Genomic DNA, 14528 nt, shown 5'->3' with positions numbered 1-14528 from the left:
AGGTCTGGGTCGTGCTCAACCCGGAGAAGCTGCGGTCCTGGAACCGCCGGGGGCGGCCGTGAAGCGGGAACGCGAGTGGCGGAAGGCGGCGATCTTGCTCGGGCTGAAGATCCACATCAGCTGGTGGATGCCGTCCTTCGAGGCGGTCATCGTCAGCAGGACGGTGGGCCAGCCGTCGCGGTGAACCAGTACGCCCGTACGACCGTTGGCATCGACCAGCCTGGGCTCCGCCTCCCGCCACAGCGGCCGATACGTCGCCAGGTGTGCGACGCGGGCACGGCCCAGCACCGGCACCCGGGCGCAGCCCCGCATGCCGTTGCCGTCGGACAGGCTGACCGCGTCCGGGGCGAGCAGAGCCTCCAGCGAGGCCACGTCTCCCGTCCGGGCCGCCGAGACGAAGGCGCTCAGCAGGCGCCGGTGCTCGGTCGCGTCGACGCTCTCGCGCGGCTCGTCCAGCAGGTGGCGGCGGGCCCGGCTCACGATCTTCCGCACGTTGACGAGGCTGAGTTCGAGGATCTCGGCGATCTCGGCGTAGGCGTAGTCGAACGCCTCGCGCAGCACATAGGCGGCGCGCTCGACCGGGGTCAGCCGCTCCAGCACCAGCAGCAGCGCCAGTCCCACGGCCTCGGCGCGCTGGGCGCCGACCTCCGGGTCAGAGCTGGTGTCGACGGGCTCCGGCAGCCACGGGCCGATGTAGGTCTCCCGGCGTACGCGCGCCGACTGCGCGACGTTGATGGCGAGACGGGTCGTGGCGCTCGACAGGTACGCCACCGGGTTGGCCACGGCCGAGCGGTCGGCCTTCTGCCAGCGCAGCCACACCTCCTGGACCACGTCCTCGGCCTCGGCCGCGCTGCCGAGCATGCGGTAGGCGATGCCGAAGAGTCGCCCGCGGTGCCGGACGAAGACGGAAACCGCCTGATCGAGGCTGTCACCTGCCGTGGGGGACGGTTCGAGATGCATGTGCTTCGGCCTCCGTTGCTCCGCGTCGTCTGCCGCATCCGCTGCACAGACCGGGGCCGCACCGCTTCTGTGACAGGAATCGGGAGAATTTCTTCAGCCCGTCGAGGCGAGGATCACGACGACGCATGTGACCATCGCCAGAGTGACGAGGACCATCGCGGTGAGGGTTCCGCGCATCCACTGGCGGATCCGGGCGTGGTGTCGCCGTTCCACCGTGCTGATGCTGTCGGCGATGTGATCGGTGACCATGCGGGCGACGTATTGCTGCTCGTCGAGATACCACTGCTCTATTTCGAGTTTCTGCTCCGGGCTGAGCTCCCGCGCCCGCGCGGTGAAATCCGCCACGCGCCGACGCGCCGCCTCCAGATGAGCGTTCCGGTACAGAAATCCCTCGATGTCGATCAGACCGCGGGCGGCCTCGTCATGTGCGTCCATGGCGTACTCCCGATACTCCCGATGCGAACGAGAACCCCACCTACGCCTTTAAGACTGCCCAGGGCCGTGGAATGTGACATGCACGGTGGCCGACCGGCACTGGCCCGGCGGGCATGTGGCGTGAAAGCATCCATCACAAGTGGGGAGTCCTGGGACGTCCCCGGTCGCGCTCGCGGTTTCCGGTGAGGACTCAATGGCACGTTCGGACGCTCACGAGTCCGTGATCGCGCGGGCGGCACGGGTTCTGGAGGCCTTCGACCACGATCATCCCGTGCTGACCGTCGCGGAGATCGGCCGCAAGGCCGACGTGCCCGTCCCGACCGCCCACCGACTCGTCAATCAGCTCGTCGAGGTGGGCTTCCTGGAGCGGACCGGAGCGGGCCAGGTGCGGATCGGCATGCACCTGTGGGAGCTCGCGTCGCTGGGTGCGCGTGCCCGTGATCTCCGTGAGGCGGCGATGCCGTATCTGGAGGACATCCACGCGGCGACCCGTCAGCACACACAGTTGATGGTGCTCGACGGCACGGACGTGCTGGTCGTGGAGCAGCTCAGGGCGCGGCACGCCCTGGACGGCATCCTGCTGGCCGTGGGCAGGCGGATGCCCGCCCACACCGGTTCGGGCGGCCTGGTCCTGCTGGCCAACGCCGACCGGGCGCTGCAGGAGGAGGTGCTCTCCGGCTCGCTGGTCCGCTTCACCGGCAGAACGCCGGCCGACGCCGACAGTCTGCGCCGGATCTGGGCCGGCGCTAGACGTGAGGGCTGGCTGGTGTGCGACGGCTACATCGATCCGCGTGCCCTCGGCATCGCGGTCCCGGTCCGCGGCGCCGACGGTCGCGTGGTCGCGTCGCTCGGAGTGGTCATCCCCTCCGAAGGGGCGGTCCCCAGCGAGCACATCCCCGTGCTGCTCGCGGGCGCCCGGGGCATCGGCCGGGCCCTGCAGGCGCCGAAGCCCGTGCAGCCGCGCAGGGTCAGATACATGACCGACTGATGCCCGGGATCCCGGTCACAGCAGCGAACGGGCGATCACGATGCGCTGGATCTGGTTGGTGCCCTCGTAGATCTGGGTGACCTTGGCGTCCCGCATCATCCGCTCGACCGGGAAGTCACGGACGTAGCCGGAGCCGCCGAGGAGCTGGACCGCGTCGGTCGTCACCTTCATGGCCGTGTCCGAGGCGAAGCACTTGGCCACGGCACCGGCGGTGGTGATGTCCCCGCCGTGCGCGTCGAGTTCGCGGGCCGCCGCGTAGGTCAGCTGACGTGCGGCGCGGACCTGCATCTCCATGTCGGCCACCATGAACTGCAGGCCCTGGAACTCCGCCAGGGGCCGCCCGAACTGCCTGCGTTCCTTCAGGTAGGCGGTCGCGCAGTCCAGGGCGCCCTGGGCGATGCCGACGGCCTGCGCGGCGACGGTCGCCCGGGTGCGGTCCAGGGTGGCGAGGGCCAGCTTCATGCCCTGGCCGGGCTCGCCCACCAGCCTGTCGGCGGGCACGAAGACGTCGTCGAGGTAGATCTCGCAGGTCGGGGAGCCCTTCAGCCCCATCTTCTTCTCCGGAGCCCCGAAGGACAGCCCTTCGTCGGTCGCCTCGACGACGAAGGCCCCGAGTCCCCGGGCCCCCAGTTCCGGATCCACGGAGGCGAACACGACGTAGACGTCCGCCCGGCCCGCGTTGGTGATCCACCGCTTGGTGCCCCTGAGCAGCCAGCCGCCGTCGGCCGCCGTGGCCCGGGTGGAGATCGCCGCGACGTCCGAGCCGGCGTCGGGCTCGGACAGCGCGAACGCGCCCAGCCACTCCCCCGACGCGATGCGCGGCAGATACCGCTGCCTGAGCTCCTCGCTCCCGCCGAGGAGCAGCGGGAGGGAGAAGAGTTCGTCGGCGCCCATGACCTGCTGGGTGGTGGCGCAGGCGCGGGCGACCTCCTCGGCCACCACGACGCCCGCCAGATGGTCGCCGCCTTCACCGCCGTAGGCCTCCGGGAGCGTGACGCAGTGCATCCGGGCCTCGGCCAGCGCCTTCAGGGACGCCTCGGGGAAGGCGCCGTTCGCGTCCACCTCGGACGCGTGCGGCGCGACCTGCTCCTCGCACAACTGCCGTACGACCGCCCGCAGTTCGGCGTGGTCCTCGCCCAGGCCGTGGGTCGGGGCGCTCATGCCGTGCCGCCCAGACCGAGCAGGCGCAGGGCGTTCTCCTTGAGGATCAACGGCTTGACCTCTTCCTTCACATCCAGTTTGGCGAAGTCCGCGAACCAGCGGTCCGGCGTGATCACCGGGAAGTCGGAGCCGAACAGGACCTTGTGCCGCAGGGGGCCGTTCAGCTGCCTGACGAGCTGGGGCGGGAAGTACTTGGGGGACCAGCCCGACAGGTCGATGAAGACGTTGGCCTTGTGCGTGGCGATGGAGATCTGGGTGTCGACCCAGGGCACGGCGGGGTGCGCCATCACGATGCGCAGAGCGGGGTGGTCGGCTGCGATGTCGTCGAGCAGCAGCGGGTCGGAGTAGCGCAGCTTGATGCCCCGGCCGCCCGGCAGCCCGGCGCCGATCCCGGTCTGCCCCGTGTGGAAGAGGGCGATGGTGCCCAGCTCCTCCAGGGTCGCCCACAGCGGGGCGTACGCGGGGTCGGCGGGCGAGAACGCCTGGAGACCGGGGTGGAACTTGAAGCCGCGGACCCCGTACTCCTCGACCAGGCGGCGCGCCTGTCGGCAGGCGTCCGCGCCGCGCTGGGGGTCCACCGATCCGAACGGGACGAGTACGTCGGCGTGTTCGGCGGCCTGTTCGGCGATGTGCTCGCTGGACAGCGGCGGGTGGCCGAGCCCGCGGCCGGCGTCGACGGTGAAGACGACGGCCGCCATGTCGCGTTCGCGGTAGTACGCGGCGAGGTCGCCGACCGTGGGTGTGCGGTTGTGGTCGCCGCGGAAGTAGGCCGCCGAGGCGTCCAACAGCTCCTGGTCGAGGGAGAAGTGGCCGTGTCCGTCGGCCTCCACGTGGGTGTGGAAGTCGACGGCGACGAGGGCGTCGGGGTCGAGGCGGGGGGTGTGGACAGTCATGGTTGGCATCGGCTCTCTAGGGCAGTGCGCGGTGGCCGCGCTTCTGTTGCAGCAGGGCCACCAGCAGTTCGTCGCGCTGGGCGACCATCTCCGTCTGGTCCACGTGGGCGAGTTCGTCGTCGACTCCGTCCACGAGGAGGGAGACCAGGGCGGGGGTCAGGGGTGCGGGGCGGAGGTCCTTCATCCACTCCTCGGCGGGCGGGCCGAGGTGCTCCAGGGTGTGGGCCATGCCCCCGGCGCCGCCCGACAGATGCTGGTTGACCAGCGGTCCGAGCAACGCCCAGCGCAGTCCCGGGCCTTGGGAGATCGCCGCGTCCACATCGGCGACGCTGACCACCCCGCGTTCGACGAGGGAGTATGCCTCCTGCCACAGCGCGGCCTGGAGCCGGTTCGTGACGTGGCCGGGCAGCTCCTGGCGTACATGGATCGGGCGTTTGCCGAGGCTCGTGTAGAAGTCCAGCGCACGCTGTACGGCCGCGTCCGTCGTCCTGGCGCCCGGGACGACCTCGACGAGCGGGATCAGATGGGACGGGTGGAAGGGGTGGCCGACGAGCACCCGCTCGGGGGCGTTGCCGCACATCTCCTGCAGGCGGCTGGGCGTCAGTCCGGAGGAGCTGCTGGCGATGACCGTGCCGGACGGCGTGGCCGCGTCGAGGTCGGCGAACAGCTTCTGTTTCAGGTCGATCCGCTCGGGGCCGCTCTCCTGCACGAACTCGGCCCCGGCGACGGCGTCCGCCAGCTCCCCGGCGAACGTGAGCCGTTCCGGCGACGCCCCCTCCGCCAAACCCAGGCGCTCCAGAGCCGGCCAGGCCTGCGCCACGGCCTCCCTCAGCCGCGCCTCCGCGCCCTCGCCCGGGTCGTGGGCCACGACGTCATGGCCGTACGCGAGGAAGAGGGCCGCCCAGCCGGCGCCGATGACGCCGGTGCCGACGACCGCGACGCGGCTCACCGGGACTCCCGGCGGGTACGGGCGTACGCGACGAAGGAGTCGAGGGCGCTCGGGTCCATCAGGGCTCCCGGTGAGGCGACCTCGTCGGGAGCGGCGCCGCGGAGGATCTTCTTGACCGGCACCTCCAGCTTCTTGCCGGTCCTGCTGTAGGGCACGGCGGCCACCGGCACGATCAGGTCCGGCACATGGCGGGGCGAGAGGGCCGTACGGATCTCCTTGACCAGGCGTGCCCGCACCTCGTCGTCGACGTCCACGCCGGGGGCCGGCACGACGAAGAGGAGGAGTTCGCCCATGCCGCCCTGCGAGTCCTCGAGATGGACGACGACGGAGTCGGCCACCAGTGGCACGTCCTCCAGCACGCGGTAGAACTCGCCGGTGCCCAGGCGCACTCCGCCCCGGTTGAGGGTCGCGTCGGAGCGGCCGGTGATGGCGCACGAACCCGCCTCGGTGAAGCGGCACCAGTCGCCGAAGCGGAAGACGCCCGGGAAGTCCTCGAAGTAGGCCGCCCTCAGGCGGCTGCCGTCCTCGTCGCCCCAGAAACCCACCGGCATCGACGGCATCGGCGAGGTGATCACCAGCTCGCCCAGCTCACCGACGACGACCTCGCCCCGCTCGTCGAAGGCCTTCGCGTCGACGCCCAGGCTGGTGCCGGCCATCTCACCGACGTGGACCGGCTGGAGCGGGGACCCCTGGACCAGCCCGGTGCACACGTCCGTGCCACCGGAACCGACGTTGAGCAGCACCCGGTCGCCGAACTGCTCGTACACCCAGTGGAAGCCCTCGGCGGCGAACGGGCTGCCGGCCACGCCCAGTTGGCGCAGACAGGACAGGTCGAACTCCTCGTCGGGGCGTACGCCCTCCTTGCGGCAGGACATCAGGTAGCCGGGGCTCGCGCCCATGAGGGTCGCGCCGGTCTCCGACGCCAGCTGCCACTGGAACCGCAGGTCGGGGTGGAGCGGGTTGCCGTCGATCATCACCAGGCCGCTGCCCACCAGCAGGGCCGAGACCAGCTTGTTCCACATCATCCAGGCCGTGGTGGTGAACCACAGCAGACGGTCGCCGGGGCCCAGGTCCCAGTGGAAGGCGTGGTTCTTCAGGTGCTCGAGGAGGATGCCGCCGTGGCCGTGCACGATGGCCTTGGGCTTGCCCGTCGTACCGGAGGAGAAGAGCACGTAGAGCGGATGGTCGAACGGGACCGGCTCGAAGGCGAGCGTCTCGTCGGTGTCGGCGAGGAGTTCCGGCCACGGGACGGCGTCCTCGACCGTGAGCGGGCCGTACGGCACGTGCACGACGTGCTCCACGGAGGGCAACGCGGCACGCAGCTCCGCGACTTCCGCGCGCTTGTCGATCCGCTTCTCGCCGTACGTGTATCCGGCGACGGTGAGCAGCACCTTGGGCTCGATCTGCTCGAAGCGGTCGATGACGCTGCGCGCGCCGAACTCCGGGGCGCAGGCGGACCAGACGGCGCCGAGGCTCGCGGTGGCGAGGAACGCGACCAGCGTCTCGGGGACGTTCGGCAGATAGGCCGCCACCCGGTCGCCCCGGGTGACGCCGAGACGCCGTAGCCCCGCACGGGCGCGACGCACCCGCTCGGCGAGTTCCGCGAAGGTCAGCTCGGTGCGGTCACGGGTCTGCGACACGGCGATCACCGCGACGGTGTCGGCGGACTCGGGCTGCCCGACGCAGTGTTCGGCGTAGTTGAGCGTGGCGCCGGGGAACCAGCGGACGTCGGGCATGGCGCGGTCGGTGAGGACGGCGGTCGGCGGGGTGTGGGCCCGTACGCCGAAGTAGTCCCAGACGCTCTGCCAGAAGTCCTCCAGGCTGTCCACGGACCAGTGCCTGAGCTCCTCCCACGAGGAGAGATCCTGTCCGCGCTCCGTGTGCAGCCAGCGCAGGAAGTCCTGCACGCGGGCCTTCTCGACGGCGTGCGGGTTCGGCTCGTGGAGTATCTCGGGTACGGCCGGGAGGGTCATCTCGCTCATCGCTGCGCCACCTTCGCGGCCCGGCCCGCCAGGAAGTCGTTCATGCGCTCTCTGGCCTCCTCGGTGCTCTGCGCGACGGTGGCCATCAGCGACTCCATGAGCAGTCCCGTCTCGGGGTCGGCCTCGGCGATGCGCGGCAGGGCGTGCAGGATCGCGTAGGTGCTCATCGGCGAGTTGCCGGCCATCCGCTCGGTCAGCTCCAGTGCCCGGTCGAGCCCTTGCCCCTCGTCGACGAGGTAGTCCACCAGACCGTCCCGCAGTCCCTCCTCGGCATCGAGGACGCGGCCGGTGAGCATCATGTCGGTCATCCGCTGCACGCCCACGAGCCGGGAGACCCGCACCGACGCCCCGCCGCCCACGAACAGGCCGCGCGAGGCCTCCGGCAGGCCGAAGAAGGCCGACCGCTCGGCGACCCGGAGATGGGCCGCGGCGGCCAGCTCAAGGCCGCCGCCGACGACCGCGCCCTTGAGCACCGCGATCACGGGCACGCCACCGCCCTGGATCTTCGCGAACACCGCATGCCACATACGGGAGTGGTGGATGCCGACGACCGCGCCCTGCTCGCTCATCTCACCGAGGTCGAGCCCGGCGGAGAAGTGGTCGCCCTCGGCGGCGATCACCACCGCCCGGGCCCGTTCGGGCACGGCGTCGAAGAAGCGGCCGATACCCTGGACGGTCGCGTCGTCGAGGGCGTTGCGCTTGTGCGCCCGGGAGAGCGTCAGGACGGCCACCGGGCCTCGCTCTTCCACGCGCAGTGAGGCAGGAAGATTCCAGCTCGATGCGTTCATGTTGGTCCCATCAGGAAAAGTACGGGGCGCCTGTCAGTGCTCGTGCACGACGATGCCGCGGATGTTCTTGCCGTCCTGGAGATCGCGATAGCCCTCGTTGATCTCGTCGAGGCGGTAGCGGCCGGTGACGAGCTCGTCCAGGCGCAGCCGGCCGGCCTGGTAGAGGTCGAGCATCTTGGGGATGTCGTGGGAGGGGTTCACGGAGCCGAAGAGCGAGCCCTTGATCGTCTTCTCCTGCAGCGTGAGCAGCGTGCCGGAGAGCTGGACGGTCGCCTTGGTGACGTCTCCCATGCCGATGACGACCATGGTGGCGCCCCGGCCGATGGCGGCGAAGGCGGCCGAGATCACGGTGGTCGCGCCGACGGTGACGATGGCGACGTCGGCCATCTGCCCGCGGGTGATATCGGCGATCGCCACCCGCGCGTCGTCGGCGTTCGAGAACGCCGCCGTGGCTCCGAGGTCGAGTGCGGTGTCCCGCTTGGCGGCCACCGGGTCCACGACGACCACGTTCAGGGCTCCGGCGTGGCGGGCGCCCTGCACGGCGTTGATGCCGATGCCGCCGATGCCGTAGATCACCACGGTGTCACCGGGGCGGACGCCGCCCGCGTAGACGGCGCTGCCCCAGCCCGTCGGCACCCCGCAGCCGACCAGGACGGCGACGTCCAGGGGGATGCCGGGGTCCACCTTGACGACCGAGTGCTCGGAGACGGTCGTGTACTGGCTGAAGGTGCCGAGCATGCACATCCCGCCGAAGTCGGTGCCGCCGTCGTGGAAACGGAACGTGCCGTCGGGCAGGGCGCCCGAGGTCGACGCGCCCAGCACGCAGAGGTTCTGCCGGCCGGTCGCGCAGTAGCGGCAGTGGCCGCAGCTGGGGATGAAGCTGCACACCACGTGGTCGCCCGGCTTGAGCTTGGTGACGCCGGGGCCGACCTCCTCGACGACGCCGGCGCCTTCGTGGCCGCCGACGCAGGGGTAGCGCGGGGCCAGTTCGCCGGTCTGCATGTGGAGGTCGGAGTGGCACAGGCCGGCCGCCTCGACGCGGATCAGCACCTCGCCGGCCTTGGGTCCGTCGAGGTCGAGCTCGACGATCTCGAACGGTTTCTGCGGTGCGAGCACCACCGCGGCTTTGGTCTTCATGGCTGGGTTCTCCTCGCGGTAAGGATCAATGGCTCGCTGAGCGGATCAGTAGACGGACTTGAGGTTCTGGTAGGCGCTCAGGCCCTCCGGCCCCAGCTCGCGGCCCAGTCCGCTGTCCTTGACCCCGCCGAAGGGCGCGGCGATGTCGGGGGTGTATCCGTTGACGCCGACCGTTCCGGTGCGCAGCCGCCGGGCCACCGCCCGGCCGCGCTCGGGGTCGGCGGTCCAGACCGAACCGGCGAGCCCGTAGCGGGAGTCGTCGGCCAGCCGTACGGCGTCGTCCTCGTCCGTGTAGGGGATGACGGCGAGGACGGGCCCGAAGATCTCCTCCTGGGCGATCGCGGACCGGTTGTCGACGTCGGCGAACACGGTCGGCTCGACGAACCAGCCGCGCTCCAGGTGGCCGGGGCGCCCGCCGCCGGTGACCAGGCGGGCGCCCTCGGCCCGGCCCTTGGCGATATAGCCCTCGACCCGGTCGCGGTGGGCCGCCGTGACCATCGGCCCGATCCGGGTGGCCGGGTCGAGGGCGTCCCCGACGGTGAGTGAGGACGCCAACTGGGCGAAGGTGTCGACCACTTCGGCGTAACGCGAGGCGGGAGCCAGGATGCGGGTACTGAGGTGGCAGGTCTGGCCGTTGTTCATGAAGGTCGCCCCGAACAGGTCCCGGCCCATCCGCCCCAGGTCCAGGTCGGCGTCGTCGAGGACGATCGCGGCCGACTTGCCGCCCAGTTCGAGGGTGACCGGGCGCAGCAGCCGTCCGCAGGTCTCGGCGATGGAGCGGCCGGCCGCCGTGGACCCGGTGAACGCGATCTTGTCCACGTCCGGATGCGCCACCAGGTACGCGCCGGTCTCGCGGCCGCCGGGCACGATGCTGACGACGCCCGCCGGCAGGCCGGAGGCGGCGACCGCCTCGGCGAACAGATACGTGTCGAGGAGCGTCTCCGGTGAGGGTTTCAGTACGACGGTGCAGCCGGCGGCGAGCGCGGGCGCCAGCTTGAAGGCCGCGAGGCCCTGCGGGTAGTTCCACGGCACGATGGCGCCGACCACACCGACGGGCTCCCGGCGCACCAGGGTCGCTCCGCCACGGGCACGGGGCCGCTCCTCCTCGACCGCCTGCCGCTCGACGAGGTCCGCGTACCACCGGTAGATGCGGACGGGGAACCCTCCCTCCAGCAGGGGGGAGAGCTGGATCGGCATGCCGTTCTGCAGGCTGACGAGCCGGGCGATGTCGTCGGTACGCCGTTCGAGTTCGTCGGCGAGGCTGCGCAGGGCGGCGGCGCGGCGGGCGTTGTCCCAACTCGCCCAGCCCTGCGGGTCGTCGAAGGCGCGGCGTGCTGCGGCGACCGCCGCGTCCACGTCGGCCTCCACCGCCTCGGGGACGGAGCCGACCGCTTCTTCCGTGCTGGGAGAGGTGAGGGTGATCCGGCCGGTCGTGGCCGGCGCGGTCCACTCGCCCCCGATGAACAACTCGCGGTGTTCCACGGTCATGCGGTCTCCCCTTGGCGCGTCCCGTCCAGGAACCGGATCAGGTGGTCGTTGAACACCTCGGACTGGTCGAGGTTCGACAGGTGGCCCGCCTTCTCGATGACACGCAGCTCCGCCCCCGGCACGGCCGCGGCGATGGCCTCGGAGTACTCGAGCCGCGTCAGGACGTCCTCGGCGCCGACGAGCACCAGCGTGGGAACCGTGATGCGGGGAAGGTCGTCGAGGAAGTCGAGCTCGGCCAGCGCGGCCATGGCGACACCGAACGTCAGCGGGTCGTTGGCACGGAACCCTTCCTCGAACTCCTGGACATAGGGCCGGTTCTCCACCAGGGCGGCGGCACAGAAGGTCACGGGTTTGACGTGCTCGGCCGCCGTCTTCATGCCCTCCGTCGCCGCGAGGGAGCCGACGGCCTTCATACCGGCCGCCATCTCGGCGTCCGCTCGCGCACAGGTGTCCGCGAGCACCAGGGCGGTGACCCGGTCGGGCGCCGAGAGCGCCATGGCCTGCGCGACCATGCCGCCCATCGAGACGCCGACGACGGCGGCTCTGTCGATCCCGAGCTCCGACATCACCGCCAGCACGTCGTCGGCGTAGTCCCGCAGGGACATGCGGCCGTAGGTCCGGTCGGACGCCCCGTGGCCGCGGAAGTCCACGGCCAGCGCTCGCCGGGTCGGCGCCAGCGCTTCGAGCTGGGGCGTCAGGGTCTGGGCGGTGCACCCCACCCCGTGCAGAAGGATCACCGGGTCGCCCGATCCGTGCTCGAGCACGTTGATCCGGACGCCACGCGCGCTTACCAGCATCGTTCCTCCAAGGGTGTGCGGTCGAGCTTCTTGAAAAGGGCCTCCGGGTCGACGTCGGCGAGGCCGTGGCCCGGGCGGACCCGGACCAGGAGGCCGTCCGGCGGGTCGGGGCGGACGCCGAGATCGTCGATCCCGTCGTCGATCCATATCCACGGCCGTCCCGCCGCGAAGTCACGGATGGCGGGCAGCTTGTCGAACTGGGCGCCCAGCCACGGCCACTCCTGCTCGGGCAGGCCGAGGGCCTCGCGCAGTGCCGGATGAGCGGTGTGCGACCAGGCGCTGACCCAGACGCAGTCGAAGAACTCCGCCAGCCGGGCCAGCCGCGCCGCCGCCACCCGCGGCACGAGCACCTCGCGCCGCCACCGGCCGTAGGCACTGACCGACCGGCGCTCGACCGGGACTTCGGGATGTTCCAGTACGACGACGCCGTCCACGTCGAGCGCGGCCACCGGGCGTCCGGGGCGCGCCGCCGGTGTCCCGTTCACAGGTCCAGCACCAGCCTCGGGGAACGGGACCGGGAGACGCAGATCATCATGGTCTCGCCGGCCGAGCGTTCCTCGTCGTCGAGGATGCTGTCGCGGTGGTCGGCGACACCCTCCAGGACGGTGGTCTCACAGGTGCCGCAGGTGCCCTCCAGACAGGAGGACGGCGGGAAGACGTCGTTCTTCTCGAGGATCTCCAGGATCGAGCAGCCCGCGGGCACCTCGAACTCCCGCTCGCTGCGCGCGAGTACGACGGTGAAGTCGCCGTCGTGGGCGGCGCGTTCGGCGCGTTCCTCGGCGGTCGGCTCGCGCGGCGCGAACCGCTCGACCCTGAGGGCGCTGGCCGGCCAGGCGGCGCAGCGCGCCTCCACCGCGCGCAGCAGCGGCTCGGGGCCGCAGCAGTAGACGGCCGTGTCCGGCTCGGGCACCAACTCCCGCTCCAGGTCCAGCAGTCCGTACTCGTCCTCGGGGCGTACGGCGACCTGCGCGCCGTACGGTTCGAGTTCGCCCAGGAAGGCCATGGAGGCGCGACGGCGGCCCCCGTACAGCAGCCGCCAGGACCGACCCCGGGCCCCGGCTTCCGCCAGCATGGGCAGGATCGGGGTGATGCCGATCCCGCCGGCGACGAAGACGTACCGGGGACTGTCGACCAGCGGGAAGGCGTTGCGCGGGCCGGACATGCCGATCACGTCACCCGGCCGAAGCCCGGTGTGCACGAAGTCGGAGCCGCCGCGGCCGTCCTTCTCGTGGAGCACCGCGACCCGGTAGCGGCGGGTGTCCCGCGGGCTGCCGCAGAGGGAGTACTGGCGGACGTGGCCGCCCATGTGCAGATCGACGTGGGCGCCCGGCTGCCAGTCGGGGAGGGCGGCACCGGCCGGGTCGACGAGTTCGAGGGACAGGACGCCCTCGCTCTCCAGGGTCATGGACCGCACCAGCACCCGGCGTTCGGGCGAGGCCGCCATCAGACCTCTCCGTTCCGGCGGGCCTCGTCGGTCAGCCAGGGCGCGTCGTCGAACCACACGCCCGCCTTCACCTCGGCCGTGACGTCCTTGCCGGTGTGCGAGACACCGATCGGGTCGCGGCCCTCGCGCACCGCCCGGATCTGCTTGGCCATCAGGCGGCGGATCATGGTGATGCCCTGGTCGGTGGTGGTCAGGGTCTCCCGGGAGTGCACGGGCAGAGCGCCCTGGCTGCTCTGCGCCTCGTAGTCGCCGGGATAGCGCTGGTGTTCCTCCGGGGTGAGCTCGGCCCACGGTTTGCCGCCCTGGAGCGTCCGCTCCTTGGCGAGGGCGTCCGGGTCGGTGACCCGGGCCAGCGTGAAGATGACGAAGTGGGTGTCGTCGCGCGGGACGACCCAGCCGAGCAGCCGTGAGGGGCCCATCGAGGTCATCCGGGGGCTGGCGATCACCCGGACGTTGGGGAAGACGGCCTCGCTCAGCCGGTACAGCCGCCGCCCGTCGTCGAGCTCGCGCACCGAGTAGCAGCCGACGCCCTGGTCGGTGTACGAGAAGCGGCACTCCGGGAGGATCCCCATCTCGGGGATGAACTGGACCCCGCTGAACCGGGCGTGCAGGATCGGCACGTGGAACGGGTCGAGGACGTTCTCGTAGTGGTTGAGCCAGTTGAAGTCCAGCTCCTTCGGGCCGCCGCCGCTGAAGCTGTTGTCGTCGGCGATGACCGTCTCGCCCGGGTCGAGCTCCTCCAGCACGTCCCAGTGGACGAAGTCCGGCACGGCGTCCGGCGGTCCCATGTAGGCGAAGATCAGGCCGTGGTACTCCCGCACGGGGTACCAGGGCTGGCGGACCCGCTCCCGGTGCCGCCCGCCGTCCGGCTCGCACGGCTGCTCCAGGCAGTGCCCCTGGGGGTCGAAGACCCAGCCGTGGTAGCAGCAGCGGATGCCGTCGTCCTCGACTCCCCCGTAGAACAGGGAGGCTCCGCGGTGCGCGCAGCGCGGCGACATCAGCGCGGGGACGCCGCGGCGGGTGCGGAAGAGGATGAGATCCTCGCCGAGGATCCGCAGCGGGGTCGGCGTGGTCGTGGCGCTGCTCGACAGGGCGACAGGCTGCCAGTAGCGGCGCAGCACCTCGCCATAGGGAGTGCCCCTGCCGACCTGGACCAGCTCCAGCTGCGTGGACTCCGGCTTCTGGTCGTAGCCGGTGCCACTCAGTGTCATGGAGCCGACGGCGTTGCCGCCCGTCACCGTTTCCGTCATGCCACCCATCCCATCTCCCGCCGCCACCGGAAACCGGTGACGGGACGCGTCGGCGTCGGCCGCCGAGCCGGGTGTCGTCCGCTCTGCCGACGCCCGGCCGGGTGTGAGCCGGCCATGGCGCGTCGGCACTTCGTCGTGCCCGAGTAGTCGGTCACGAGCGGTGGCGTCGGGGTCCCTGGAGACTCCGGAGGCTCCGCTCGCGGATGACTATGGCTCCGCCCGCGGAGGCCCTTCCAGGGCGACTCCATTCAATGAG

Annotated in this window: 14 protein-coding genes; 1 reads left to right on the top strand and 13 read right to left on the bottom strand. The window is 71.3% G+C overall.

Features of this window, described 5'->3' with window-relative positions; all coding sequences use genetic code 11:
- Positions 1–15 precede the first annotated feature (15 nt).
- On the bottom strand, positions 16–960 hold the full coding sequence (locus tag ABZ848_RS16790; RefSeq protein WP_360831875.1) for an RNA polymerase sigma-70 factor: 945 nt from the start codon (positions 958–960) through the stop codon (positions 16–18).
- Positions 961–1053: 93 nt separating this feature from the next.
- Entirely contained in the window at positions 1054–1395 is a 342-nt protein-coding gene (locus tag ABZ848_RS16785; RefSeq protein ID WP_360831872.1) for a hypothetical protein, read from the bottom strand.
- A gap of 193 nt (positions 1396–1588) precedes the next feature.
- On the opposite strand from ABZ848_RS16785, the gene ABZ848_RS16780 reads away from it, so the two are divergent.
- A complete protein-coding gene (locus tag ABZ848_RS16780; RefSeq protein ID WP_360831869.1) occupies positions 1589–2383 on the top strand; it encodes an IclR family transcriptional regulator in 795 nt (264 codons plus the stop codon).
- Between the two features lie 15 nt (positions 2384–2398).
- Here ABZ848_RS16780 and ABZ848_RS16775 read toward each other — a convergent pair whose 3' ends face one another.
- From ABZ848_RS16775 to ABZ848_RS16725, 11 genes are read right to left on the bottom strand one after another with little or no spacing between them, the layout of a single operon-like run.
- Complete coding sequence (locus ABZ848_RS16775) at positions 2399–3544, bottom strand: acyl-CoA dehydrogenase family protein (RefSeq protein ID WP_360831866.1); 1146 nt, start codon at positions 3542–3544, stop codon at positions 2399–2401.
- On the bottom strand, positions 3541–4437 hold the full coding sequence (locus ABZ848_RS16770) for an amidohydrolase family protein (protein ID WP_360831863.1): 897 nt from the start codon (positions 4435–4437) through the stop codon (positions 3541–3543). Before ABZ848_RS16770 ends, ABZ848_RS16775 begins: the two co-directional genes overlap by 4 nt.
- A gap of 16 nt (positions 4438–4453) precedes the next feature.
- A complete protein-coding gene (locus ABZ848_RS16765) occupies positions 4454–5386 on the bottom strand; it encodes a 3-hydroxyacyl-CoA dehydrogenase NAD-binding domain-containing protein (RefSeq protein WP_360831860.1) in 933 nt (310 codons plus the stop codon).
- Positions 5383–7368 (bottom strand): acetoacetate--CoA ligase, encoded by a 1986-nt coding sequence (locus tag ABZ848_RS16760; protein WP_360831857.1) that lies wholly within the window; start codon positions 7366–7368, stop codon positions 5383–5385. The genes ABZ848_RS16765 and ABZ848_RS16760 overlap by 4 nt, the downstream gene beginning before the upstream one ends.
- A complete protein-coding gene (locus ABZ848_RS16755; protein WP_360831854.1) occupies positions 7365–8156 on the bottom strand; it encodes a crotonase/enoyl-CoA hydratase family protein in 792 nt (263 codons plus the stop codon). Before ABZ848_RS16755 ends, ABZ848_RS16760 begins: the two co-directional genes overlap by 4 nt.
- 33 nt (positions 8157–8189) lie before the next feature.
- Positions 8190–9293 (bottom strand): NDMA-dependent alcohol dehydrogenase, encoded by a 1104-nt coding sequence (locus ABZ848_RS16750; RefSeq protein WP_360831852.1) that lies wholly within the window; start codon positions 9291–9293, stop codon positions 8190–8192.
- A 45-nt stretch (positions 9294–9338) separates the two neighbouring features.
- Positions 9339–10781 carry an aldehyde dehydrogenase gene (locus ABZ848_RS16745; protein ID WP_360831850.1) on the bottom strand — a complete coding sequence of 481 codons (1443 nt, stop codon included), beginning with the start codon at positions 10779–10781 and terminating at the stop codon, positions 9339–9341.
- A complete protein-coding gene (locus ABZ848_RS16740) occupies positions 10778–11578 on the bottom strand; it encodes an alpha/beta fold hydrolase (protein WP_360831848.1) in 801 nt (266 codons plus the stop codon). Before ABZ848_RS16740 ends, ABZ848_RS16745 begins: the two co-directional genes overlap by 4 nt.
- Positions 11569–12063 carry a hypothetical protein gene (locus ABZ848_RS16735; RefSeq protein ID WP_360831846.1) on the bottom strand — a complete coding sequence of 165 codons (495 nt, stop codon included), beginning with the start codon at positions 12061–12063 and terminating at the stop codon, positions 11569–11571. Before ABZ848_RS16735 ends, ABZ848_RS16740 begins: the two co-directional genes overlap by 10 nt.
- Positions 12060–13022 carry a PDR/VanB family oxidoreductase gene (locus ABZ848_RS16730; RefSeq protein ID WP_360831843.1) on the bottom strand — a complete coding sequence of 321 codons (963 nt, stop codon included), beginning with the start codon at positions 13020–13022 and terminating at the stop codon, positions 12060–12062. Before ABZ848_RS16730 ends, ABZ848_RS16735 begins: the two co-directional genes overlap by 4 nt.
- Positions 13022–14272: a Rieske 2Fe-2S domain-containing protein gene (locus tag ABZ848_RS16725; RefSeq protein WP_360831840.1), complete on the bottom strand. Its 1251-nt coding sequence runs from the start codon at positions 14270–14272 to the stop codon at positions 13022–13024. Before ABZ848_RS16725 ends, ABZ848_RS16730 begins: the two co-directional genes overlap by 1 nt.
- Positions 14273–14528 lie beyond the last annotated feature (256 nt).

Origin of the sequence: Streptomyces sp. NPDC047081 (assembly GCF_040643775.1) — a bacterium.
In the GTDB taxonomy this organism is placed as follows: Bacteria; Actinomycetota; Actinomycetes; order Streptomycetales; family Streptomycetaceae; genus Streptomyces.
The sequence above is the reverse complement of the archived record's forward strand: the minus strand, read 5'-3'. Positions and strand labels throughout refer to the sequence as shown.

What these genes read in the sequence shown, in the direction of transcription:
- ABZ848_RS16755 (WP_360831854.1), bottom strand. Translation starts at nt 8,156, where the DNA reads ATGAACGCATCGAGCTGGAATCTTCCTGCCTCACTGCGCGTGGAAGAG.
- ABZ848_RS16770 (WP_360831863.1), bottom strand. Translation starts at nt 4,437, where the DNA reads ATGACTGTCCACACCCCCCGCCTCGACCCCGACGCCCTCGTCGCCGTC.
- ABZ848_RS16785 (WP_360831872.1), bottom strand. Translation starts at nt 1,395, where the DNA reads ATGGACGCACATGACGAGGCCGCCCGCGGTCTGATCGACATCGAGGGA.
- ABZ848_RS16730 (WP_360831843.1), bottom strand. Translation starts at nt 13,022, where the DNA reads ATGGCGGCCTCGCCCGAACGCCGGGTGCTGGTGCGGTCCATGACCCTG.
- ABZ848_RS16775 (WP_360831866.1), bottom strand. Translation starts at nt 3,544, where the DNA reads ATGAGCGCCCCGACCCACGGCCTGGGCGAGGACCACGCCGAACTGCGG.
- ABZ848_RS16750 (WP_360831852.1), bottom strand. Translation starts at nt 9,293, where the DNA reads ATGAAGACCAAAGCCGCGGTGGTGCTCGCACCGCAGAAACCGTTCGAG.
- ABZ848_RS16760 (WP_360831857.1), bottom strand. Translation starts at nt 7,368, where the DNA reads ATGAGCGAGATGACCCTCCCGGCCGTACCCGAGATACTCCACGAGCCG.
- ABZ848_RS16740 (WP_360831848.1), bottom strand. Translation starts at nt 11,578, where the DNA reads ATGCTGGTAAGCGCGCGTGGCGTCCGGATCAACGTGCTCGAGCACGGA.
- ABZ848_RS16745 (WP_360831850.1), bottom strand. Translation starts at nt 10,781, where the DNA reads ATGACCGTGGAACACCGCGAGTTGTTCATCGGGGGCGAGTGGACCGCG.
- ABZ848_RS16790 (WP_360831875.1), bottom strand. Translation starts at nt 960, where the DNA reads ATGCATCTCGAACCGTCCCCCACGGCAGGTGACAGCCTCGATCAGGCG.
- ABZ848_RS16725 (WP_360831840.1), bottom strand. Translation starts at nt 14,272, where the DNA reads ATGACGGAAACGGTGACGGGCGGCAACGCCGTCGGCTCCATGACACTG.
- ABZ848_RS16780 (WP_360831869.1), top strand. Translation starts at nt 1,589, where the DNA reads ATGGCACGTTCGGACGCTCACGAGTCCGTGATCGCGCGGGCGGCACGG.